The organism is Neoalteromonas arenosi (assembly GCF_030362855.1).
GTDB classification, from domain to species: domain Bacteria; phylum Pseudomonadota; class Gammaproteobacteria; order Enterobacterales; family Alteromonadaceae; genus Alteromonas_E; species Alteromonas_E arenosi.
On record NZ_JAUCBP010000006.1, the window covers coordinates 455,964 to 478,184 of the forward strand.

Genomic DNA, 22,221 nt, shown 5'->3' on the forward strand with positions numbered 1-22,221 from the left:
ATTGTACTTATGCCAAGCGGGCGATATCGTTAAAAATCGCAATGCCCATAAATGTGAGAATGATTAAACTTCCCACTCTAAACCCAATATCTTGAACTCGTTCTGAAACGGGTTTACCTGTTATCCACTCAATCGTGAAGTAGAGCAAATGGCCACCGTCTAATAACGGAATCGGCAAAAGGTTTATTATGCCTAAACTTATACTAATAATCGCTAAAAACTTTAAAAACTGGACAATTCCGTATTCAGCACTGATACCTGCACCTTGTGCTATAGAAATTGGGCCACTCAAGTTTTTAACCGACACATCTCCAGTGAAAAGTTTGCCAAACATTTCGAGACTTATCGTTGTATAACGCCAAGTTTGCTGCAGAGCTTTGCCAAAAGCGCTAAAAACACCATATTGGTGTATAAAGACAACATCTTCTGGCCAAGGTTCAACTCTTGGCGCCATTCCTAAATATCCGCGCAATCCCGTTTCTGTTTCAACGCTATCCAATGTCACAACGATGATTTGTTCAGAGCCATCTCTGGCGAATGTCAACGACAAAGATTGGCCCGGATTAGCGGTGATAATATCAACTGCTTGTTGCCATGATTCAATGCGTTCTGTACCAAGCTGCAATAGCGTATCGCCGACTTGTAAACCGGCTAATTGAGCTGGACTGTTTTCACCAAGCGCAGCAACTTCTAAGGTTATTGCAGGGCGAAAGGGTACTAGACCTAAACTGGTCAGTGCAGACTCTTTATCAGGGTCAAAGCGCCAACCATCGGTTGCCAGGGCCGTTTGTTTGGTAACGCCGTTACCCTGCAACACCATGAGAGGGATTTCGCTTTCACCGATGTAGCTGAGAATTTCTAGATTGACTGAGCTCCAATCGACAGTATCGTGCTCGCCAACTGCGACTATTTGGTCGTTTTCAACGATGTTGCTTTGTGCGGCTATGCTATCTTTCGGTACTTCACCGACAATCGGTTTTAAGGTTTGCACGCCAATTAAAAACATCAGCATAAACGCAGCAACAGCAAAGATAAAATTCACTCCCGGCCCCGCGGCTATAATCGCCATGCGCTTGCCAACCGATTGTTGATTAAACGCGAGGTGAGACTTATTAGCAGGTACATTGTCGACACGTTCGTCGAGCATGCGCACGTAGCCCCCTAAAGGAATAGCTGCAATAACAAATTCGGTGCCGTGTTTATCCGTCGTACGCCATAGAGGTTTGCCAAAACCAATAGAAAAGCGCAACACTTGCACGCCACATTTGCGCGCAACAATGAAATGCCCCCATTCGTGAACAGCAACCAAAATGCCTAATGCAACAATAAATGCAGAAAGGTTCCAAAGAAAATCAACCATTCATCTGCGCCTGTATTATCTGTTTTGCCACAACTCTCGCTGATTTATCAATTTCTAGCACTTGTTGGATGGAAGAAACGGTTATTGGTTCCAATTGATTTAGCGCCTGTTCGTTGACCTTGGCTATATCAGTAAAGCGAATTTGCTCGGCTAAAAATGCCTCAACGGCGATTTCATTTGCTGCATTTAGCTGCGTTGTAGCTGCTTGCCCAGCTTTACATGCGGCAATCGCCAGCGCCAGGTTGGGATAACGTTTCATGCATGGCTTAGTGAAGGTAAAGTCCGCAAGTTGCGAGAAATCAAGATGGCTAACCCCAGCATCTATCCGCTCGGGGTAAGCCAGCCCGTATGCAATTGGCGTGCGCATGTCAGGCTGACCTAACTGCGCAATTACCGAACCATCAATATATTGAACCATCGAGTGAATAGTGCTTTGCGGGTGCAGAACGACCTCAATATCGTCAGCCTCCACACCAAACAACCAACGCGCTTCGATAAACTCCAAGCCCTTGTTCATCATGGTCGCTGAATCGACCGAGATCTTGCGACCCATATCCCAGTTTGGGTGGGCACACGCTTGATCCGGCGTCAAGTTGGCAAAGTCTTCCAGAGGCGTACGCAAAAACGGCCCGCCTGAACCCGTTAACAGGAGCTTGGCGATACCTTTCTGATGAGTTTCGCCGTAGACATAATCGTGCGGCAACGCTTGAAAGATTGCATTGTGCTCACTATCAATAGGGATAATTTGTGCATTGTGATGTTTCGCGGCATTGATAAATAACTCACCGGTCATTACTAGCGCTTCTTTATTGGCGAGTAACACGCGTTTGCCAGCCCTTACTGCCGCCATAGTTGGCAATAGTCCAGCAGCGCCTACAATAGCGGCCATTACCGCATCAACAGCTTGATCTGAGGCCACTGCATTGAGTGCTTCAGTACCATAGAGAATTTCGGTATCAAGGTTCGCTTGCACAGCTAAAGTCTTCGCTTCTTCGTAGGCGTTAGCATCGGTTAAAACCGCATAACGAGGGGCGAATTTTTGCGCCTGTTGGATGAGCGCTTGCGCTTGAGTATTTGCTGTTATCGCAAATACGCGATAACGGTCGGGATGACGGGCGATAACATCCAGTGTATTGCAACCGATAGAACCCGTTGCACCCAAAATCGTTATTGTCTGCACTACGCCATCCAAGTCACATAGCAAAAGGCAAATATTGGGAATGCCGCGGTTAGACTATCTATGCGATCCATCACACCGCCATGACCGGGCAGAATCTTGCCACTGTCTTTAATCCCTGCGCAGCGTTTAAACATACTTTCATTTAAATCGCCTAATGCAGAAACACCGACAGTGATCCCACCAATAACGATGTGTAGCCATATGCGCGAGGGCTCTACTTGGTAGTGCAGAGCCGCAAAAGCTATGATAGCAAATGAGGCGAAAACGCCACCCAGTAACCCTTCGAGGGTTTTACCTGGTGACACGTTCGGACGTAGTTTGTGCTTGCCAAATTTAACGCCTACAAAGAATGCCCCGATGTCTGCCGCCCAAACGATACCAAGGACATAAAAAATCAATGAAGCACCGTAAAAGGGATCGATGCCGTAAAGGCTGGTGCGCAAAGACACTACCGCGACCCAAGTGGGAATGAGTGTAAATAGTCCAAACAACGCGCGAATAACAATACTGTGTTTCCAAAATGCACTGAAGCGTGGATACGCCAAAATCATACAAAAGGAAAACACCCACCAGATGACTGAAACACCCAAGATATAGCGATACACGGCGTTTAGCTGACCTTGATACCAAATCAAATCTTGGTCAACTACCTGGGCAAAAAATACGCATAGCGTTAACGCCACCAACGTATAGACCGCCTTGTACATGCGGCTGTCCAATCCTGACATTTTCGCCCATTCATATGCGCCAATTGCAACCACACCAGCGATTACAATTTGGAATTGGAAAATGGGTAGAAACAGAATAGCAATCAACGCCAAAGGCGCTAATACCAGAGCGGTGATAATACGTTGCTTTAACATGATGAGGTCACTTGCTCGCCGGTCAAACCAAAACGGCGCTGACGATCACTAAAATCGGCTACCGCGTCGGCAAAGGCCTGTTCATCAAAATCAGGCCAAAGTGTGCTGGTAAAGTAAAATTCTGCGTACGCACATTGCCACAATAAAAAGTTACTGATGCGATGCTCGCCACCAGTGCGAATGAGTAAATCGAGCGGCGGCAGATCGGCCATACAAATATGCTGGTCAAAGCGCTCTTCGGTAATATCATCCAATGACATTACACCTGCGGCAACTTGTTGAGCAACGTGCTTCGCGGCATTAACAATATCCCAGCGCCCACCGTAATTAGCCGCGATATTTAACGTTAATGCTTGATTATCGGCAGTCAATGCTTCTGCTTTTTCAATCTTATCAACCAGCTTTTGGTCAAACCGTGTCAGGTCGCCAATGACTCGCAAGCGTACCTGATTTTTATTGAGCTTTTTTACTTCACTGTTTAAAACCAGGTTAAACAGGTCCATTAAAACACTGACCTCTTCCTCAGGACGCTTCCAGTTTTCACTACTGAAGGCGAACAGTGTCAGCGATTTTATTCCATTAGTACGCGCATATTTGACCGAAGCTCGCACAGCGTCAACGCCGGCTTTGTGGCCAAAGGTGCGTATCTTGCCCTTTTGCTTCGCCCACCGACCATTACCATCCATAATGATTGCCACATGCTGTGGCATACTAGAATTGCTAGATGGTATGGATTCGGTTGTAGAAGAGGCACTCATATCCATGGCTTTATACAACCGATTATACTTCCATTAACTCTTTTTCTTTGTCGGCCAGTAATCCATCGACTTTTTTGACAAAGCTATTTGTTAATGTCTGGATATTTTCCTCGCCAGCGCGACTTTCGTCTTCGCTAATCTCTTTTTCTTTTAACAGCTCTTTTATATCACTGTTAGCATCACGACGCACATTACGGATGGCAACCCTGCCCTGCTCGGCTTCAGCGCGGACGACTTTAATTAAGTCTTTACGGCGCTCTTCAGTTAGAGGCGGCATTGGGATGCGAATGATTGCGCCAGCACTCATCGGGTTTAAGCCCAAATCGGATTGCATAATGGCTTTTTCAACCGCTTGGATTGCACTTTTGTCAAACACAGTAAGCGCTAAAGTACGATTGTCTTCGGCTACAACATTGGCCAATTGGCGCAAAGGCGTATCCGCGCCATAATATGAAACATTGATAGAGTCCAACAAACTCGGGTGTGCACGGCCGGTTCGAATTTTACTAAACTGTGACTTCAGCGCAGTAATACTCTTTTCCATGCGCTGCTCTGCATCTAATTCAATTTCATCTAACACGTGTATGTCCTGTTTTATCTATTTTATTTTTAGTTCGCGATCAAAGTACCGTCTGACTCGCCCATCACAACGCGTTTCAGACATCCAGGTTTGTTCATGTTAAACACTCTGATCGGTAGGTTGTGATCGCGCGCCAATGTGAATGCCGCTAAATCCATTACCTTTAATTCCTTTTCCAATACGTCATTGTAACTGATTTGGTCATACAATACCGCATCGGGATTTTTGACCGGGTCTGAGTCGTAAACACCATCAACCTTAGTCGCTTTTAGTACTGCATCCGCTTCGATTTCGATACCGCGTAAACACGCGGCTGAATCGGTGGTAAAGAACGGATTGCCTGTGCCAGCGGCGAAAATCACTACACGACCAGACTTGAGCAGGCTAATCGCTTCGGCCCAATTGTAGGCATCACAAACGCCGTTTAGCGGGATTGCCGACATCAAGCGCGCATTGACGAACGCTCTATGCAACGCATCTCGCATTGCCAAACCATTCATAACTGTAGCTAACATGCCCATGTGATCGCCAACCACGCGATTCATGCCCGCACGTGCAAGGCCCTCACCACGAAACAAGTTGCCGCCACCAATCACTAAGCCAACCTGAACGCCCATTTCCACTAATTCTTTAATCTCAGCAGCCATACGGTCAAGAAACTTGGCGTCGATACCAAACTCTTCGTCCCCCATTAGGGCTTCACCACTGAGTTTTAAAAGAATGCGTCGATAGGCAGATTTTGAAGATACGCTCATGAGAATTGGGTCCTGTTTGAAATCAGTTTATGTTTGTGTTGCCTGACGGCCGCGGCTTGTGCTGCGCCGCAAGTTTTTCACCACTCACAAAAAGGGCACCTTATAGTAGGTGCCCGTAGTGTATATGACATTCACTTTATGCAAAAGTCAGGAAGGCGAATTATTTCTTCGCAGCTTCCATCTGCGCAGCTACTTCCGCAGCAAAGTCTTCAGTCTTCTTCTCGATACCTTCACCCACTTCGAAACGCACGAAGTTGATTACGTCAGCACCTTTAGACTTAAGCAAATCGCCAACTGAAACAGAAGGGTCTTTAACAAAAGGTTGACCTGTTAGGCTGATCTCGCCAGTGAATTTCTTCATACGGCCAGCAACCATTTTCTCAGCGATGTCAGCAGGCTTGCCTGATTGAACCGCGATTTCTACTTGAATTTGCTTTTCTTTTTCAACTACGTCAGCAGGTACATCGCTTGGCTTAACGTACTGTGGGCTTGCAGCTGCTACGTGCATAGCAATGTCTTTCGCCAACTCTTCGTCACCACCGTTAAGGATAGCGACTACACCGATACGGCCGCCGTGAACGTATGCGCCAAGTACATCACCGTCAACGTTGATAACGCGACGAGGGCTGATGTTTTCACCGATTTTTGCAACCAAAGTGTCACGAGTCTCAGCAACTGTTGCACCGTCAAGCTCAGCAGCGTTCAAGTCGTCAATACTGTTGATGTTGTTATCAGCAGCTACTGCCAATACTTTTTTACCGAACGCAAGGAAACCTTCGTCGCGAGCAACAAAGTCAGTTTCACAGTTCAGTTCCATCATGGTTGCGCGGTTACCATTAATCGTAGTCAAGATAACGCCTTCAGCCGCAATGCGGCCTGCTTTTTTAGCCGCTTTTGCTTGGCCAGATTTACGCATGTTTTCAATCGCCAGCTCGATGTCACCGTCAGTTTCAACTAACGCTTTTTTACAATCAAGCATACCAGCGCCCGTGCGCTCGCGAAGCTCTTTTACCAAGGCTGCAGTCACTGCCATGTTAAAATCCTCAAAATTTATAAAAGTTTGTGTTAAAGGGGCGTATACGCCCCTTCAATAAGATTCTGAATTATCACACTTACGTGCGATTAACTTACTCAGCCGCTTCTACGAAGTCGTCTTTTTCAGCTACTTCAACAGTGTTGTCACGTCCAGCGTTGACCGCACCTGCAGCAGCAGATGTGTACAACTGAATCGCACGGATCGCGTCGTCATTACCAGGGATGATGTAATCAACACCGTCTGGGTCTGAGTTAGTATCAACAACGCCAACAACAGGAATACCAAGGTTGCGTGCTTCGTTTACAGCGATGTGCTCGTGATCAGCGTCGATTACAAAAATACAGTCAGGTAAACCACCCATATCTTTGATACCACCAAGGCTGCTTTCTAGCTTGGCCATTTCGCGCTGAAGCATTAGAGCTTCTTTCTTAGTTAGCTTTTCAAAAGTACCGTCTTGGCTCTGTTGCTCAAGATCTTTCAAACGCTTGATTGATTGACGAACTGTTTTCCAGTTAGTCAACATGCCACCTAACCAACGCTTGTTTACGTAGAATTGACCACAGCTCAAAGCCGCTTCTTTAACTGCTTCACCAGCTGCACGCTTAGTGCCAACGAAAAGGATCTTACCTTTCTTGGCCGAAACGCCTGACAAGTAGTTAAGTGCTTCGTTGAACAAAGGCACAGTTTTTTCAAGGTTGATGATGTGAACGCGGTTACGAGCGCCGAAAATGAAAGGCTTCATTTTAGGGTTCCAGTAACGCGTTTGGTGACCAAAGTGAACGCCCGCTTGGAGCATATCGCGCATAGATACGTTTGCCATTAAATTGTCCTCAATTTGGGTTAGGCCTCCATACATCCCTATTCCCGATCCGCAGTGAAAACACGGCAGACACCCCGGTAACAGTGTCGATGTATGTGTGTATTAATTGTTATGCTTTTTCTCTCCATCGAGAAAAGCGCGCGCTTTATATCACGCCAGCCTCTGAGACTCAAGTTTTTCCGGTCTTTTATAAGCAAAAGCCATTTATTATTCTGGCTTCGCCTGTACAGCAAAGTCACATAAGGATACCATGCGCGAACTAAACGCAAGGTTTAACTGGTTAAATAGAGGTTCATTTTGGGCGCAATAATCAAAACCCCCGAAGAAATCGAGAAAATGCGTGTAGCGGGTAAATTGGCTGCTGACGTATTAAATATGATTACCCCACATGTGAAAAAGGGTGTTACTACTGACGAGCTAAACACGCTTTGTCACAATTATATTGTAGATGTACAGCGAGGCATTCCAGCGCCACTCCATTATGGCCACCCGCCGTTTCCAAAATCTATATGTACATCGGTTAACCATGTCATATGCCACGGCATTCCGTCTGACAAAAAGTTAAAAGACGGCGATATCATCAACATCGATGTAACGGTAAAGAAAGACGGTTATCACGGTGATACCTCAAAGATGTTCGTTATTGGCAAACCTTCTATTCTCGCGGAGCGTTTAATTCGCGTAACACAAGAGAGCTTGTACAAAGCCATCAAATTGGTTAAGCCCGGCGTTCGCTTAGGTGATATTGGTCACATTATTCAGCAACATGCAGAAGCGCATGATTATTCGATTGTCAGAGAATATTGCGGGCATGGCATTGGCGCTACCTTCCATGAAGATCCGCAAGTGGTTCACTACGGCAAGCCCAATACTGGCGACGTGTTAGAAGCAGGCATGTGTTTTACCATTGAGCCGATGGTAAATGCGGGTAAACGCTACTCTAAAATCCTGCCAGATAAGTGGACAGTAGTGACCAAAGATCGCAGCTTATCAGCCCAGTGGGAACACACATTGTTGGTGACTGAAAACGGTGTTGAAATTCTGACCTGGCGAGAAGAAGAATCTATCGAACCTATCATACAACACTAAGGGTCGGGCCAATGCCTGTAGTTGAGAAGCAAGTTGTACTAACACTTAACAACCTCATCGATGATGTTCACGCCATCGATGATCGCTATGATATTGCAGGGTTTAAACGATGCGTTGCAAAGAGCTATGAATGGCTAGAGTCAGCGTTTAACCACTGTGCGGTTGATGAGTTAGTCTCTGGCCGCGCGGTGTTTGTTGACACCTTGCTACAACACCTCTGGCAATTGTTCGAGCTAGACCAAATCGATAATTTGTGTCTGGCTGCTGTCGGCGGTTATGGCCGCGCACAATTACAGCCTCACTCAGATATAGACTTACTGATTTTAAGTAAACGGTCACTGGATCGTGCATCACGCGAGTTAGTTGGCGAATTTATTACCCTGCTGTGGGATATAAAACTCGATATCGGTCAGTCTGTACGCACAGTAAAAGAAACGATTGGGCTTGCCAAAACAGACGTCACCGTCGCAACCAATCTTGTAGAAAGCCGCCGTTTAGCTGGCTCTCAGGCGGTTTTTGACAAACTGACGAAAGATATTTCTAAAAATAAAATATGGACTAGTGACCGCTTTTTTGTTGCCAAACAAGAAGAGCAACAAGCGCGCCATGCCAAGTTTCACGGTACTGCCTACAACCTAGAGCCCAATGTAAAAGAAAACCCGGGCTGTTTGCGCGACATTCAAACTATCGGCTGGGTTGCAAAAAAGCACTTTGGTGAGTATGACGGCTGGAGCTTAGTCGGCCACGGTTATTTTACCAAACAAGAGCACGCTGAACTGATTGAGTGTCGCTCACACTTGTGGCGTATCCGCTTTGCTCTGCATATTACTGCGGGTCGCAGTGAAAATCGCTTGCTATTTGATTATCAAACCGATGTAGCTGAGCGATTAGGCTATGGTACAGAAGGAAAAGCCTCGGTAGAAAGCATGATGAAGGCTTTTTTCCGCACTGTGCGCCGCGTGAATGAGTTGAATCAAATGCTGATGCAACGCTTTCGGCACGACATCCTCGGCGAGAAGGATTACGGCAGCAATGCGCTTACGCCAAACTTTGAGTTACATGACGGCTTAATTTCTCCGACGCGAGCCGACATTTTTAGAGCGCCAGAGGACCTGTTCGATTTTCTTCATTTGATTGCAGACACGCCAGCAGTTACTGGGCTTGATACTGATTGTATTCGCCAAGTGCGCAATGCCAGACGTCAGTTTCAAGATTTCTACTGGCACGAGAGTGCGCAGTGCCGTGAAAAATTTATGCAGTTAATGCGACATCCACACTTCTTTGATTTTGCCTGGGACATTATGCACCAATACGGCATTTTGCAGGCTTATTTACCCGAGTGGAATCACATTGTCGGAATGATGCAATTCGACTTGTTTCACGCGTATACCGTTGATGAACACACGCACCGTTTGGTGAAACACGTTAATCATTATTTCTCGCCCGAGAACAAACGCTTCCCGCGCTGTGGACGCATTGTTAGGAACTTAGATAAGCCCGAACTGCTCTACTTAGCGGCGGTATTCCACGACATTGGGAAAGGTCGCAACGGCGATCACTCGGTGCTCGGCGCGGCCGATGTGGAAAAATTTGCCGCACACCACGATTTAAGTAAAGCCGATACCGATATCATCGTCTGGTTGGTTGAAAATCACCTGTTAATGTCGGTGGTTGCTCAGCGTCGAGATATCTACGATCCAGACGTCGTCAATGAATTTGCCAACAAAGTGAAGAGCCATGTGCACTTGAATTTGCTCTATGCACTGACGCTTGCCGATATTCGCGCTACCAATGACAACCTTTGGAATGACTGGAAAGCATCACTGTTGCGCGAGCTGTATTTGCTCACCCAAAAAGCATTAGACAATGGCTTGCAGTGCCAGTTGACTATCTTTGAGCGCGTCAATGAAAACAAGCACGCGGCCCGCATGTTATTGGCTGATTCAGGCTATGCAGAAATAGCCATAGAAAGTTTGTGGTCGCGTTTAGATCACGATTACTTTGCGCGCTACAAACCCGCACAAATTGCTTGGCATACGCAAGAAATTCTCAATTTCAAATGCGACAGTGCCGACGCCCTGCTAGTGAAAGCCAACAACACAACAACGAAAGCTGGAACAGAGCTCTTCATATACGGTAAAGACCGCCCCGCTTTGTTCGCGCAAGTCGCTTCAGTGTTAGACAGTCGCAACTTGTCTATTCATGATGCCAACATCACCATTACCCATGATGAGTACGTTTGCGACAGTATTATCATCCTCGATAATGACGGCAATCGCATTGATTCAGCTCAGCGACTCGACAAACTCGCTGACGACATCCGTTCGCAAATATCGGCGCCGGGTCGTTCGCATACTAACGCACGCAAGATTTCACGTCAGCTCAAGCAGCTTAACGTACCGACTAAAATTCGGTTTTACAATCGTCAAGACGATGCCACTTTAGTTGAATTAGAGGCCTTAGATGCACCGGGTATTTTAGCCAAAATCGGGCATGCGTTTGTCGATACAAATGTCACCTTGAAACTGGCGAAGATCTCCACTATCGGTGAACGCGCTGAAGACATTTTTATTGTCACAAACGAAGCAGGCACTGCTTTATCCCCTGCACAGCAAGTACAACTTAAACAAGCAATTTTAAATAAACTAGACCAACTGGAAGATATACAACATGACGCATGATTTGCAATCGATTATAGAAAACGCATTTGAACAGCGCGACACCATTAGCCCGACGTCAGGCCACGATGATGTGAAACAGGCCGTTCAACAAGCAATCGATATGCTGAATTCAGGGCAAGCCCGAGTAGCAGAAAAAATAGCGGGAGAATGGGTTGTTCACCAGTGGCTAAAAAAAGCCGTGTTGTTGTATTTTCGCTTGCATGATAATGCGCCAATGAACGACGGAGTGAGTCAATATTTCGATAAAGTACCGCTTAAATACAGCGATTACGACAGCGCTCGGTTTCAACAAGACGGTACACGAGTAGTCCCTCCCGCAACGGTTCGCACAGGGAGTTTCGTCGGCAAAAACGTGGTGTTAATGCCGTCATACGTCAATATTGGCGCATACGTTGACGAAGGTAGTATGGTAGATACTTGGGCAACCGTTGGTTCATGCGCGCAAATCGGTAAAAACGTCCATTTGTCTGGCGGCGTGGGAATTGGTGGCGTGTTAGAACCATTACAAGCCAACCCTACGATCATTGAAGACAACTGCTTTATTGGTGCTCGCTCGGAAATCGTAGAAGGCGTTGTGGTAGAAGAAGGTAGCGTGATTTCGATGGGAGTATACATCGGTCAAAGCACTCGGATTTACGACCGTGAAACCGGACAAACACACTATGGTCGAGTACCCGCTGGCTCGGTAGTCGTATCGGGTAGCCTGCCGAGTAAAGACGGTACTTACAGCCTTTATGCCGCTATTATCGTCAAAAAGGTTGATGCTAAAACACGTGCAAAAGTAGGCATCAACGCCCTACTTCGCGCTGCTGAATAACGACCATGCGATACTGAGACGCGGGCGTCCCGCGTCTTGCTGCAGTTTATTTATTGCAACTTTTCCGCAATGCCTTCTATCCAAGGCACAACCTCTGATTCTGGCTCAAGGGTTTCAATCGCATCCACCTCTAGCATGTCAACCACAGCTTTACCCTGAAGCTCTTCCAATAATTCTTGGAATTGTCGTCCACCGCCGCAGAAGGTTTCGCCGTAACTACTATCACCCAGTGCAGCGACAGCAAATGGCTTGCCATTCATTAGTGGAAACTGGTCACGCAACTCCGCATGGAAAAACTCCAAGTTGGGTGGTATGTCGCCCTGCCCTGTGGTTGACGTAATCACCACTATAGCTTCAGCATCGCTGAAGTCACTGACGGCTGGATCAGTCAACACTTCTGATTCAACCCCTTTTGCGGCAAGTGCCTCTTGTGCCTGTTCAGCAACATGCTGAGCATTGCCGTATACTGAGCCGGCGAAAATTGTAATTTTCTTCATTCGTCTATCGTCTGTTTGTGAATATTCAACGCGGCTGCTCCCGCGTCATTAAATACTTGCCAGTTTGCCACAAGTGCAGCCATGGCTGAACTCAGTGGTGCACTAATTGTTAATGGCTGATTCGTCACTGGGTGAACCAGCGCCATAGATGTACAGGTAAGGGCAAGTTGCTGAAAATTAAAGTGATGACGCAAAAATTTATTTTGTTTGCCGTCACCATGCGTCGTATCGCCGATAATCGGATGGCGAATATGTGCCATGTGACGCCGCAATTGGTGTTTTCGCCCCGTCTCGGGATGTAGGTTAACGAGAGAAAAACGGGCGCTCTGATACCTGCCGGCCGGCAATGGTATGGTAAAGCGTTGCACGCAGTTCAGTTCAGTGATGGCCCGCTGTGCTGGCTTATCTTTGCGTGCGCGTCGGTCGGTCATGCGATCTTGGATTTCAATGAGCCCATAATCAATGTACCAACTATTTGGTACATGGCCTCGTACAATGGCTTGATAACGCTTGTCGACCCGCTGGTTCACCAATAAATCAGTAACCGCTGTCGCCACAGCCTTATCTAGCGCGAACAACAGTACTCCCGATGTTGGGCGGTCAAGTCGGTGTAGTGGATAAACGTACTGACCAAGTTGGTCGCGGAGCATTTGCACAGCAAATAGCTGTGCATCTTTAGCTATCATACTGCGATGTACTAACAAGCCAGCAGGCTTGTCAATTGCCACAAGGAATTCATCTTGATATAAGATGTCCAATTGCATAGTTCTACGCATACCTATGTATTGGTTTGATAATAGACATCGGTCGCTGTCGACATCACCAGTGTGTATAATGCATCAAATTTAACTGGAGTGAGTAGTCATTTTGTCGCAGCCAATAGCATCGATTAGTGAGTTTCTGTTACATGCGGGTACAGAGTATCGTGTATTTGACTTTGGCCGAGCCATTCGCCCACTTACTGAACAACAGTTTCTCGATATTGAAAATGGTCAAATTGCTGCACCATATCCGCGCCAGCAACATATGTGGTTGGGGATTGTATATTGGAATAAACAACTTTCTACGCAGCATTATATTTGGTTTATAAAACTACCGTTAGATGAGCAAGGGCTGCTCGTTGATGCCGCGCGTCAGCATTTTTTAGAATTAGTGGTCACCGCATTAAGTGAAGCTAAAGATCAGGGTGAAAATGACTTAGAGCAGGCCAGTCAAATCCAGCAAAACCCGTATATTTTCACGCCGAATCAACAACAGTTGGCTGATTTTAATGCGCTTGTGCGCGTTACCACTAAACAAGATGTGACTGACGATTTTGAGTCTGCAAAACGTTATCTTGAAGCGCCCAAATTACTCGATTGGCAGCAAGTTTCGATGCAGGGGTTAGCGGACTGCATACATTTTGCGCAAGAAGAAGAACTGTTGGTCTACACCAAGGATATGACCGAGAAGTATCCCGCCACAGTTCAACAGCACATTTTGTGTTCGCTGGAAAATCGCTCCATCAGTGATGCGGTTACCGCGCAGGTAGTCAAGTATATCAACTGGCATGACTGTTTCGCGCCATTGAGCAAGTGGGCTTTGCGCGCATTTGCTCAAACCTCCGATAGCAAAGAAAAACAGCGCGTCTTAACTAAAATGTTGAAGCGAAAGAAGCTCGATGTTGATTTGCTAACCATCATTTCTGGTCGTCATTGGCAGGTCCTTGACGATAAAAACATGATGCTGCTACTTGAACATGCAGCCAAAGTTGACGCCGACAACTACACTGACTTTTTCGCCAGTTTCTTCGCAGATCTCGCACAAGTTCCTGATACGCGTGATATTGCCTTGGCGGCACTGCGAAACCCAGAACGCAGCGTGGCCTTAGCACAGGCGATTGGCGCATTATTTAATAACCCATAGGTGCGCTGTGCAGCTAGATGACTTAATCGTTTTGCTACTGCTGGGCCTGATTGTCTTTCAATTCTGGCAAATTCGCGCATTGACCGAAATGGCAAACCGTTTTGCAGCCAACTATTGTAAGCAGCACAATCTGCAATTAGTCAGCGTCGCCCGCAGCAACACGCGATTGGGTTTTTATCGCAAACACTTGGTGTGGAAATTAGAGTTTATGTTTGAGTTTTCCGCTAACCGCGAATCACTAAATCGAGGCTTCTTTTTAATGCAAGGCAAAACCGTCACCAATATTGATGTACCGGCATATCCTATTAACTAAATTGAAGCTAGCCGTATATATTTCTGACCATTCAAATAATTCGCAAGCGACGACGAAGTAACATAAGAAATCCTAAACCGAGAAGAGCAAATAATGGTGGTTCATCCACGCCAACTCCGACAAAAGTGTCACTAAAACGTAGTCTGCTACCCTGCCCAAAGGTCAAGCTTGCTCCCTCCATAGAATAATTGGTACTCAAACCTAATGCCTCTAAGTGAACGAAAGGGTAAATACCAAATATAAAATTATCAAGCTGGCCATACTCGGCTAAATTTACAATGCTATCGCCGTTTAATAATCCCCACAATGATACTGTTTTCGGACTATTCTGATTTATCTTAATAACGGCACCATTGATGATATTAAACCCGTTAGCTGTTGACCATAAAAACACATCACCCATTAAGTCGCTATTTTCTCGGTCAATAACTAAATCCATTCTTAAATAAATAGGAAAAGTCATATAGGGTACAGCTGAGCTGTATCCAGCTTGAGCCGGATCATAACCTGGAAAAAAGGGCGTCAGATCGGCGCTGAAGTATGCAGATGATTCATACATAAGTGAAAAATCAATAGATTTGCCGTCTACGTATGAATCTGCTTCAACGATGATGGCTTTTACGTTTACGCTTATTGAAATTAAGAAACTGAAAAGTAAAACACGCATGCTGATAACTCCTTTTTATTTTTCCTACCAAGTACGTCTGTAATTAGCACTAACGTTCAAAGTGTATCCAATTTATTAAACTAAGTTGCTGTGTTGAAAAGACTTCAGGTTTTAGCAATTGCGCAGTACCTAAAAATATTAGTGCAAATATTCTACTTAGGTGGGAATTAAAAAAGGCGAAACCTTGCGGTTTCGCCTTGGGAATTTCGAGCTTCCATCTCCGCGATCCATTGCAACTTAAATCTTCCAGATAAAAATCCCTATACACCCCTTTCCATCTTTTCTCACTCTTCCTAAGTGAGCTACTCATCCTAAGTAGGTCCTTTCCATTTATCCCTTTCACTTATCCATCCGTGCGATAAGGTAGTTTCTTCCTGAAATGGTCCAAGCTCATCCATGAAGTCATCCTGACGGCTTCCATGACGAGAAGACTTCTTGTCTTCAACTTCCTCTGTCCTTAGAGGTGTCCTGAGCTAATCCTTGATGTCATCCTGACTTGTCGTGTTTCCTTGTGACAGCGCTAATATTACTGAGTTTTATGACGGTTGCATTACCGAATACAAGTAAATAGATATGAAATCAATGACACACACAGGGGAAATATTAAAAAGCCATATATTTCAGCAACATAAAAATCATCAGTAGGTGTAGACCAACAGTAATTTCGTTGAAAAGCCTACACCTTTGTACGAGATCGCTTACACGCTATCTGAGGGTCTTGGTCGGAACATAATATGACCGGTGATATGGCCAAACTCTAATTCTTGAATGTAATCGTAATGGCCGCCTTTGAAAAACGATAAGCATTTAGGCAAGGTTACGTAAACGCCAACCCCCTGACTTTTTTCATCGTCAAGTAACACGCTGTCAATCGCATTCATTAATACATGGCCTAACCCCTGATCTTGATAATCTGGATGTACGCCGATAAACGATAACATGTGATAGTTTTCAGCAGGCATGCACTCTCTGACACGCTCTTCTTTATCAATCATTTGCTTGGTACCAAAGAACCCAGCGGTTAACAGCATCTTTAAACGCCAATGCCAGTAACGGCCGGCACCGAATGCCGCATCAGGACTGATTAAACAAGCAACAGCTAATAACCGACCGTCATCAAACAATCCAACAATCGGTTGTTTGGCAATCCAAAACGCGTGTAATTCTTCACGGATAGCAGATCGCAAACGGTTCTCGTAGCCTTCCTTTTCCGCGTCGAAGATATCGACAAATAACGGATCGTCAAAGTAAGCGTTATAGAGGATTGATGCAGCCACCTTCAAATCTTCGGCGGTGAGGAATATGGCCTTAATTTGTTCAGGTAAAACAGTAACTGCTTGCTGCCCCATATGCGGACTCCTAAAAGACAAAATAACTTCGAGGAATACACTGAGGTTTTGTTAAAGATTTGTAAAGCCTTAACCTTAATTTTTTTAAGGATAATTGCGCCAGCGCAATAAAACTGCCTGGCGCGTGCCTATGTTCTTATAGGTATTCGTTGAGAGCCGCTTCACCCCAACCGACGAGACGACCATTTTTAAATACCAACGGCGTACATTCATCCTTGGTAGTGACGCCGTCACCTGATGAGCGCTGAGTGCGGTAATAAAGTACGCGATAATCTGAACCATCGCGCTGATAAAACTCATCAAAATCAGCCATGCCCATGCGACTCGACACTGACTCCAATGTCATATCCACATCTAATTTACTGATATGACGGCGGTTATTCGTTTCTCGCTTTTCCCAGTCACTGCTGTACGAGTACCCATCACCGTCACCACCGACTGAGACGACACAACCAGAAAGCAATAGTGGCGCGCAAAGTGCGCACGCGATGAATGATTTTTTGAGCATTTTTTGTGATTCCTTTAAAAAATTGAAACGCCTAATGAATAGGTCTAATTGTTTTAATCAAGAACTTTGCCAACTTATTAACTCATTGTTTTTAATAAATAATATTCATTCAGCAATAAATAGGGCTCGTTTGAGTTCGTTAAATTAGCTATTATTTGGCATTATTCACTACGTAAGAGCCTACTGTGACACCGGCCATTCAACAACTCTGTCTTAGCTTATACCAACAAGGTTTAGAGCCAACCACTAGCCTGCTGCGCGCGAAATCGTCGCCCAAATTGACTCTGCCTCAGGCAGTTAAAGCCATTCAGTGGTGGCAACAACAAGACAAAGAGCACTTGTTGCGCACAAGTTTGCCCCTGCCCATTAAGGAGGAGCCCGAAACTCGTGCAATCAACAATTTAGCAGAATTAGAGCAAAGACTTGAAAAAGCTGAAGCGGAGGTCGCTGAGTTAAAAGCAGCGTTAGCTGCTCTCAAAGCCGGCCAGTAAATCCGACAGATTACTCAGCGTCAATGATGTGCGGTTTGAGCTGTGCGATAAAACTAGCGAGATCAGTGGCCAACACTTCTTGTGGCTCTTTGCCTACGCGCTCCAATACCACTTCGCCGGTGCTATTTAGCACGCTAATGATAAAATCCTCTTCATCGGTGAGCGCGAAAAACAGGGTTTCCGCCTGTTTGAGCTTGCGCTTCATCAACACATGACCAACCAGGTTTTGTTGCAAGCGCTCAAAGTCATCTTTGTTCCAGACTTGTAGTAAAGACAACGGCCCGCGCGCAGCCATAGCCTCAAAGTGATCGGCGTAATAGCGGCAATAATAGGATTTGAGTTGCTCGTTCATCCCTAACTCAAGCGCTTCTTCCATGCCCGCAAAGCTGTTTTCACCCGCCTGCTCAACCGGCCGCCAGTTAACGTACTCTCCGTCTGTATGGTCAGGTGCAGTGCACGGAGATAACCAGTCACTGTCAAACTCAACCTTATGTTTTGCAGGCAATTGCATGTATTGGTCGATAAAATTATCCAAACATTGAGCTATATTTTTTTCTGTCACGTAAACGCTCCACATCAAAGTCTTGGTATCATACCGAAAACGACCAACAAATGTGCATAGAAAAGCGCGAATATGAACAAGTCAAAGCAAACAAATAACAATCCCATGGACAGTCTAACGTTGGGCCAAACCGTTGATTATGTTGAGCATTACGATGCCTCCATATTGCAACCGGTGCCACGGCAAATTAATCGCGATGAGATTGCGATCACAGGCGATAACCTTCCCTTTAGCGGCGTTGATATATGGAATGGTTATGAACTGTCGTGGCTCAATAGCAAAGGTAAACCCCAGATTGCAATACTGCAATGCAGTGTGCCGGCTGACTCGAATAACTTGATCGAAAGCAAATCTTTTAAGTTGTATCTAAACAGTTTTAATCAATCGGTTTTCAATTCGATTGATGAGGTACAACAAACCATAACTCAAGACTTAAGTGAATGTGCCGGCGCACCTGTGGATGTGACTTTGGTTACGCCCGCGGGTTTTGAACAACTTAACATCCGCTCTTTAGTGGGCAACTGTATTGATGATCTAGACGTTGAAATCAGTCACTACGATTACTCACCGTCGCTGTTACAACGCGGTAGCGAAATTGTCACCGAGACATTGGTGAGTCACCTACTAAAATCCAATTGCTTGATCACCAATCAACCCGATTGGGGAAGTGTACTGATCCACTATCACGGACCTAAAATCGACCATCAATCACTGCTCAAATATCTGATTTCGTTCCGTACCCATAATGAGTTTCACGAACAGTGTGTAGAACGCATTTTCTGTGATCTTATGACGCTCTGTGGCGCGCAAAAATTAACCGTCTATGCGCGTTATACACGCCGCGGTGGTTTGGACATCAACCCGTTCCGTTCTAACTTTGAACAGCCCTATGCTAATTTGCGCTTAGCGCGCCAATAAAAAGTAATGAAAATCAACATCGAACATTGACCTACTAGTCATTTCAGGCAATGCTTTACGCTAGGACGTTACATAGATCGAGCACGACCCTTGGATAAGAAACAACTAGAGTCACTCAAACAACACAATGAGCAGTTGGCACAAGTCATCATTCGCTTGTCGAATTTTTATGAAGGTGCCAGCACGGAAGTGGATAAAGAGCTCAAAACATTGCGCAGCCACTTGTCAGGCAAGCCGAACATAACCTTGGCGGCCGTCAGTATTGGCAAGCTCAACAATTTGTTAATGCAAAATGCGCAGTCACTGAAAAAGCAAACCACCGATACCATAAGCCGCTTAGAATCAGCCATTAAGCGCCTGCAACGCTCTGACTCAATTACCTCAGAGCTCAAAAGTGAAACCGCGCGTTTTTTGTCGTCCTTGAGCATGCAATCAGGGTCGTTATTTAGCTCGTTGCCGCAGTTTGAGCGCGCGCTGATTCTGTATCAGCAAGCGTTAGATAACGAGCCTAAAAATACAAATGGTCAATCAACTAACGGCCAAACTGTCGCAGAAGCACAAACACAGGATGCACTCTCGCAGCCAATCGACGAGCGCTTACATGCGAATATTACGGCTGAACTACAAGGACTGATTGAACCTTACTATCAAAAGAACAAGTCAGATAAACAGCTCAGTGAAGTACGCAAGAAGCTACTCGACGGTCTAACCCAGCATGAATTGCTTGAATGTTGTCTGGTATTGATTCGATTGATCGTCAAAGACGTTGTTAGAGAAGCGGGCGTTAATGGGCAAGTGATCGATGGGTTACACCGATCGATCATTAGTATCAATCAAGATGTTTCGCAAACCATCGAAATAACGCAGTCACAGTTTGAGAATAAAGCCAAACATCACCAAAACTTGCAAACTCAAATTTCCGACATGGGCGAAGTGGTCAATCAGTCCGATGATCTAGACAAGCTCAAATCTGAAGCGCAGCAATATTTGGAGAAGATGCAAGACAGTATTAGCCAGCACCAAGAAGCCGATAAAGAGGAAGAAGAGAAGTTAATTCTGTTGTTGCAAAACATGCAGCGCGAATTGACGTCAATGGAAAAGAAAACGCAACAATACCGCAAGAAGTTACTCGAGCAGCGCTCGCAGACGCATATGGATCCACTTACCAAGATCCCCAACCGAATTGCGTACAACGAGCGTATTGAGCAAGAGTATCAACGCTGGCTGCGTACCAAAGCGCCACTGTGTATGGCCGTTGTAGATATTGACCACTTCAAGTCAATCAACGACAAATACGGTCATGCGGCGGGCGATAAAACATTACAAGTCATCGCCAAGCAGCTAAAAGGTAAGCTGCGCAAGACCGACTTTCTGGCCCGCTGGGGCGGCGAAGAATTTGTGATATTATTCCCCGATAGCGAGCTAAAAGACCTCTTAGCGCCGCTTGAAGAGATCCGCAAAAAAATGGAATCCCTACCCTTTAAGTTTAAACAAGAGCCAGTAACTATCACTGCGTCATTCGGACTCGCTAAGTTTGCCAACGAAGACACCGTTGAGAGTGTGTTTGACCGCGCCGACAAGCACCTTTATTCAGCCAAGAACAATGGCCGCAATCAAATTGTAAGTGATCAATCTTGAATACCATGACACGCGTACAGCTAAACCCTGTTGGCTGGATTAGCCAGCTCTCGCAAGGTGAAGTTACCTTACTAACCGATACTGCTAACAGCGAACTCTATCAAACCTTTCGCAATTGCTGTCTAGCCGTTCTCAATAGCGGCGTAGACGAAGATGATGCCGAAGCATTATTCGCGCCGTACGAATCCTTTGAAGTGAAATTGGTGCGGCGCGAACGCGGCGTAAAAATGGAACTGATCAATCCGCCGGAAGTCGCCTTTGTCGATGGCAAGTTGATCGCAGGTGTGCATGAGCATCTGTTCTCGGTATTACGCGATTTGCTCTACATGCACGTCAAATACAACGGTATCGCTGAATGCGAACCCAGCGAGGTTCGGCGACTATCTGATGTCACGGCAACCTGCATTACCGACATGGTATTTGATATGCTGCGCCATGCCGATGCCCTAGTAGGCAATGACGATCTAAACACTGTCGTTTGCTGGGGCGGACATTCGATAGGCACAGAAGAGTACAGATACACCAAGGAAGTTGGCTATCAATTAGGCCTGCGAGAAATGAATATCTGTACTGGCTGTGGACCTGGCGCAATGAAAGGGCCAATGAAAGGCGCTGCCATCGGACACGCCAAACAGCGCTTCCGCAAAGGGCGTTATATCGGTATTTCAGAGCCAAGTATTATTGCCGCTGAACCGCCCAATGCGATTGTCAATGAACTGATCATCATGCCCGATATCGAAAAGCGCTTAGAAGCCTTTGTTCGAGCCGCGCATGGCATCGTCGTGTTTCCAGGTGGTGTAGGTACCGCGGAAGAGTTGCTCTACATTCTCGGCATTCTCATGCATGAGAATAATGCCCAGCATCCGTTTCCACTGATCCTGACGGGGCCTGCAGCCAGTGCAGACTACTTCGCGGCAATCGACCGGTTCGTTGCGGCGACCTTAGGGCCCAAAGCTCAGCAAAAGTATCAAATTATTATTGACGACCCGCGTGAAGTTGCGCGCAGTATGAGCCTTGGCCGCCAGAAAGTAGAGCAATACCGTCGTGCAGTGGGGGATGCGTTTAGTTTTAATTGGTCGCTAAAGGTTGACCCAATCTTTCAACACCGATTTGAACCCACCCATGAAGCTATGGCGGCACTCCCGATTCACCGCGACCAACCGATCGCCAGCCTAGCTGCCACTTTGCGACAAGCTTTTTCGGGTATAGTCGCGGGTAACATTAAATCGTCGACGGTCGCACAAATTAAGCAGCATGGCCGATTTGAGTTGTCAGGCGATCCTGAATTAATGACACTCATTGACGACTTGCTGCGGTCCTTTGTCGCGCAACAGCGCATGAAGCTGCCCGGCAGTAAATACGAACCTTGTTACATTATTAATGTTTAATTTTTTTGACGATAGGATTAAGCTTTACACATAGCAGCAAGTGGCG

At 46.0% G+C, this 22,221-nt stretch carries 23 protein-coding genes; 9 read left to right on the top strand and 14 right to left on the bottom strand.

The window, feature by feature from the left end; translation table 11 throughout:
- Window positions 1–7: 7 nt before the first annotated feature.
- The 8 genes from rseP to rpsB all read right to left on the bottom strand — a co-directional run bounded on the left by rseP (window position 8) and on the right by rpsB (window position 7,352).
- Window positions 8–1,360, bottom strand: coding sequence for a sigma E protease regulator RseP (rseP, locus tag QTP81_RS06340; protein ID WP_289364459.1), 1,353 nt, complete (start codon window positions 1,358–1,360; stop codon window positions 8–10).
- Window positions 1,353–2,540 carry a 1-deoxy-D-xylulose-5-phosphate reductoisomerase gene (ispC, locus tag QTP81_RS06345; RefSeq protein WP_289364461.1) on the bottom strand — a complete coding sequence of 396 codons (1,188 nt, stop codon included), beginning with the start codon at window positions 2,538–2,540 and terminating at the stop codon, window positions 1,353–1,355. Before ispC ends, rseP begins: the two co-directional genes overlap by 8 nt.
- On the bottom strand, window positions 2,540–3,403 hold the full coding sequence (locus QTP81_RS06350; protein ID WP_289364462.1) for a phosphatidate cytidylyltransferase: 864 nt from the start codon (window positions 3,401–3,403) through the stop codon (window positions 2,540–2,542). The genes ispC and QTP81_RS06350 overlap by 1 nt, the downstream gene beginning before the upstream one ends.
- A complete protein-coding gene (uppS, locus tag QTP81_RS06355; RefSeq protein WP_289364463.1) occupies window positions 3,397–4,161 on the bottom strand; it encodes a polyprenyl diphosphate synthase in 765 nt (254 codons plus the stop codon). Before uppS ends, QTP81_RS06350 begins: the two co-directional genes overlap by 7 nt.
- A gap of 22 nt (window positions 4,162–4,183) precedes the next feature.
- A complete protein-coding gene (gene frr / locus QTP81_RS06360) occupies window positions 4,184–4,741 on the bottom strand; it encodes a ribosome recycling factor (protein WP_289364464.1) in 558 nt (185 codons plus the stop codon).
- A 29-nt stretch (window positions 4,742–4,770) separates the two neighbouring features.
- Window positions 4,771–5,496 (bottom strand): UMP kinase, encoded by a 726-nt coding sequence (pyrH, locus tag QTP81_RS06365; protein ID WP_289364466.1) that lies wholly within the window; start codon window positions 5,494–5,496, stop codon window positions 4,771–4,773.
- Window positions 5,497–5,656: 160 nt separating this feature from the next.
- Window positions 5,657–6,529, bottom strand: a complete 873-nt coding sequence (gene tsf / locus QTP81_RS06370; protein ID WP_289364467.1) for a translation elongation factor Ts — start codon at window positions 6,527–6,529, stop codon at window positions 5,657–5,659.
- Window positions 6,530–6,623: 94 nt separating this feature from the next.
- Entirely contained in the window at window positions 6,624–7,352 is a 729-nt protein-coding gene (gene rpsB / locus QTP81_RS06375) for a 30S ribosomal protein S2 (protein ID WP_289364469.1), read from the bottom strand.
- Window positions 7,353–7,649: 297 nt separating this feature from the next.
- On the opposite strand from rpsB, the gene map reads away from it, so the two are divergent.
- The 3 genes from map to dapD are packed head-to-tail and all read left to right on the top strand — an operon-like array spanning window position 7,650 to window position 11,939.
- The gene (gene map / locus QTP81_RS06380) at window positions 7,650–8,441 is read left to right on the top strand and encodes a type I methionyl aminopeptidase (RefSeq protein ID WP_289364470.1); all 792 of its coding nucleotides are present in this window, start codon (window positions 7,650–7,652) and stop codon (window positions 8,439–8,441) included.
- 11 nt (window positions 8,442–8,452) lie between these two features.
- On the top strand, window positions 8,453–11,122 hold the full coding sequence (glnD, locus tag QTP81_RS06385; RefSeq protein WP_289364471.1) for a [protein-PII] uridylyltransferase: 2,670 nt from the start codon (window positions 8,453–8,455) through the stop codon (window positions 11,120–11,122).
- Window positions 11,112–11,939, top strand: a complete 828-nt coding sequence (gene dapD, locus QTP81_RS06390; protein ID WP_289364472.1) for a 2,3,4,5-tetrahydropyridine-2,6-dicarboxylate N-succinyltransferase — start codon at window positions 11,112–11,114, stop codon at window positions 11,937–11,939. The genes glnD and dapD overlap by 11 nt, the downstream gene beginning before the upstream one ends.
- 50 nt (window positions 11,940–11,989) lie before the next feature.
- Here the strand turns inward: dapD and QTP81_RS06395 are convergent, their stop codons facing one another.
- Together QTP81_RS06395 and QTP81_RS06400 are read right to left on the bottom strand one after the other, a co-directional pair.
- Window positions 11,990–12,436: a flavodoxin gene (locus tag QTP81_RS06395; RefSeq protein ID WP_289364473.1), complete on the bottom strand. Its 447-nt coding sequence runs from the start codon at window positions 12,434–12,436 to the stop codon at window positions 11,990–11,992.
- The gene (locus QTP81_RS06400) at window positions 12,433–13,200 is read right to left on the bottom strand and encodes a pseudouridine synthase (RefSeq protein ID WP_289364474.1); all 768 of its coding nucleotides are present in this window, start codon (window positions 13,198–13,200) and stop codon (window positions 12,433–12,435) included. Before QTP81_RS06400 ends, QTP81_RS06395 begins: the two co-directional genes overlap by 4 nt.
- 103 nt (window positions 13,201–13,303) lie before the next feature.
- Here QTP81_RS06400 and QTP81_RS06405 point away from each other — a divergent pair, with 103 nt between their 5' ends.
- Together QTP81_RS06405 and QTP81_RS06410 are read left to right on the top strand one after the other, a co-directional pair.
- Window positions 13,304–14,341, top strand: a complete 1,038-nt coding sequence (locus tag QTP81_RS06405; protein WP_289364475.1) for a DUF3549 family protein — start codon at window positions 13,304–13,306, stop codon at window positions 14,339–14,341.
- 7 nt (window positions 14,342–14,348) lie between these two features.
- Window positions 14,349–14,654: a DUF3301 domain-containing protein gene (locus QTP81_RS06410; RefSeq protein WP_289364476.1), complete on the top strand. Its 306-nt coding sequence runs from the start codon at window positions 14,349–14,351 to the stop codon at window positions 14,652–14,654.
- Between the two features lie 31 nt (window positions 14,655–14,685).
- On the opposite strand, the gene QTP81_RS06415 is transcribed toward QTP81_RS06410, so the two are convergent.
- From QTP81_RS06415 to QTP81_RS06425, 3 genes are all read right to left on the bottom strand, one after another.
- Window positions 14,686–15,321, bottom strand: coding sequence for a hypothetical protein (locus tag QTP81_RS06415; protein WP_289364478.1), 636 nt, complete (start codon window positions 15,319–15,321; stop codon window positions 14,686–14,688).
- A gap of 698 nt (window positions 15,322–16,019) precedes the next feature.
- Entirely contained in the window at window positions 16,020–16,670 is a 651-nt protein-coding gene (locus QTP81_RS06420; RefSeq protein ID WP_289364479.1) for a GNAT family N-acetyltransferase, read from the bottom strand.
- A 136-nt stretch (window positions 16,671–16,806) separates the two neighbouring features.
- Window positions 16,807–17,178, bottom strand: a complete 372-nt coding sequence (locus tag QTP81_RS06425; protein ID WP_289364480.1) for a DUF3192 domain-containing protein — start codon at window positions 17,176–17,178, stop codon at window positions 16,807–16,809.
- Window positions 17,179–17,363: 185 nt separating this feature from the next.
- Between QTP81_RS06425 and QTP81_RS06430 the strand changes: the two genes are divergently transcribed.
- Window positions 17,364–17,669 carry a hypothetical protein gene (locus tag QTP81_RS06430; protein WP_289364481.1) on the top strand — a complete coding sequence of 102 codons (306 nt, stop codon included), beginning with the start codon at window positions 17,364–17,366 and terminating at the stop codon, window positions 17,667–17,669.
- 10 nt (window positions 17,670–17,679) lie between these two features.
- On the opposite strand, the gene syd is transcribed toward QTP81_RS06430, so the two are convergent.
- Window positions 17,680–18,231: a SecY-interacting protein gene (gene syd / locus QTP81_RS06435; RefSeq protein ID WP_289364483.1), complete on the bottom strand. Its 552-nt coding sequence runs from the start codon at window positions 18,229–18,231 to the stop codon at window positions 17,680–17,682.
- 72 nt (window positions 18,232–18,303) lie between these two features.
- Between syd and queF the strand changes: the two genes are divergently transcribed.
- The 3 genes from queF (at window position 18,304) to ppnN (ending at window position 22,175) form a co-directional block, all read left to right on the top strand.
- Window positions 18,304–19,149, top strand: coding sequence for an NADPH-dependent 7-cyano-7-deazaguanine reductase QueF (gene queF, locus QTP81_RS06440; protein ID WP_289364484.1), 846 nt, complete (start codon window positions 18,304–18,306; stop codon window positions 19,147–19,149).
- A gap of 90 nt (window positions 19,150–19,239) precedes the next feature.
- Window positions 19,240–20,787: a GGDEF domain-containing protein gene (locus QTP81_RS06445; protein WP_289364486.1), complete on the top strand. Its 1,548-nt coding sequence runs from the start codon at window positions 19,240–19,242 to the stop codon at window positions 20,785–20,787.
- A 5-nt stretch (window positions 20,788–20,792) separates the two neighbouring features.
- Window positions 20,793–22,175, top strand: a complete 1,383-nt coding sequence (gene ppnN, locus QTP81_RS06450; protein ID WP_289364518.1) for a nucleotide 5'-monophosphate nucleosidase PpnN — start codon at window positions 20,793–20,795, stop codon at window positions 22,173–22,175.
- Window positions 22,176–22,221 lie beyond the last annotated feature (46 nt).

Coding starts and splice junctions, on each gene's coding strand:
- rseP (WP_289364459.1), bottom strand. CDS start 1,360: ATGGTTGATTTTCTTTGGAACCTTTCTGCATTTATTGTTGCATTAGGC.
- QTP81_RS06350 (WP_289364462.1), bottom strand. CDS start 3,403: ATGTTAAAGCAACGTATTATCACCGCTCTGGTATTAGCGCCTTTGGCG.
- uppS (WP_289364463.1), bottom strand. CDS start 4,161: ATGAGTGCCTCTTCTACAACCGAATCCATACCATCTAGCAATTCTAGT.
- pyrH (WP_289364466.1), bottom strand. CDS start 5,496: ATGAGCGTATCTTCAAAATCTGCCTATCGACGCATTCTTTTAAAACTC.
- tsf (WP_289364467.1), bottom strand. CDS start 6,529: ATGGCAGTGACTGCAGCCTTGGTAAAAGAGCTTCGCGAGCGCACGGGC.
- rpsB (WP_289364469.1), bottom strand. CDS start 7,352: ATGGCAAACGTATCTATGCGCGATATGCTCCAAGCGGGCGTTCACTTT.
- glnD (WP_289364471.1), top strand. CDS start 8,453: ATGCCTGTAGTTGAGAAGCAAGTTGTACTAACACTTAACAACCTCATC.
- dapD (WP_289364472.1), top strand. CDS start 11,112: ATGACGCATGATTTGCAATCGATTATAGAAAACGCATTTGAACAGCGC.
- QTP81_RS06395 (WP_289364473.1), bottom strand. CDS start 12,436: ATGAAGAAAATTACAATTTTCGCCGGCTCAGTATACGGCAATGCTCAG.
- QTP81_RS06400 (WP_289364474.1), bottom strand. CDS start 13,200: ATGCAATTGGACATCTTATATCAAGATGAATTCCTTGTGGCAATTGAC.
- QTP81_RS06415 (WP_289364478.1), bottom strand. CDS start 15,321: ATGCGTGTTTTACTTTTCAGTTTCTTAATTTCAATAAGCGTAAACGTA.
- QTP81_RS06420 (WP_289364479.1), bottom strand. CDS start 16,670: ATGGGGCAGCAAGCAGTTACTGTTTTACCTGAACAAATTAAGGCCATA.
- QTP81_RS06425 (WP_289364480.1), bottom strand. CDS start 17,178: ATGCTCAAAAAATCATTCATCGCGTGCGCACTTTGCGCGCCACTATTG.
- queF (WP_289364484.1), top strand. CDS start 18,304: ATGAACAAGTCAAAGCAAACAAATAACAATCCCATGGACAGTCTAACG.
- ppnN (WP_289364518.1), top strand. CDS start 20,793: ATGACACGCGTACAGCTAAACCCTGTTGGCTGGATTAGCCAGCTCTCG.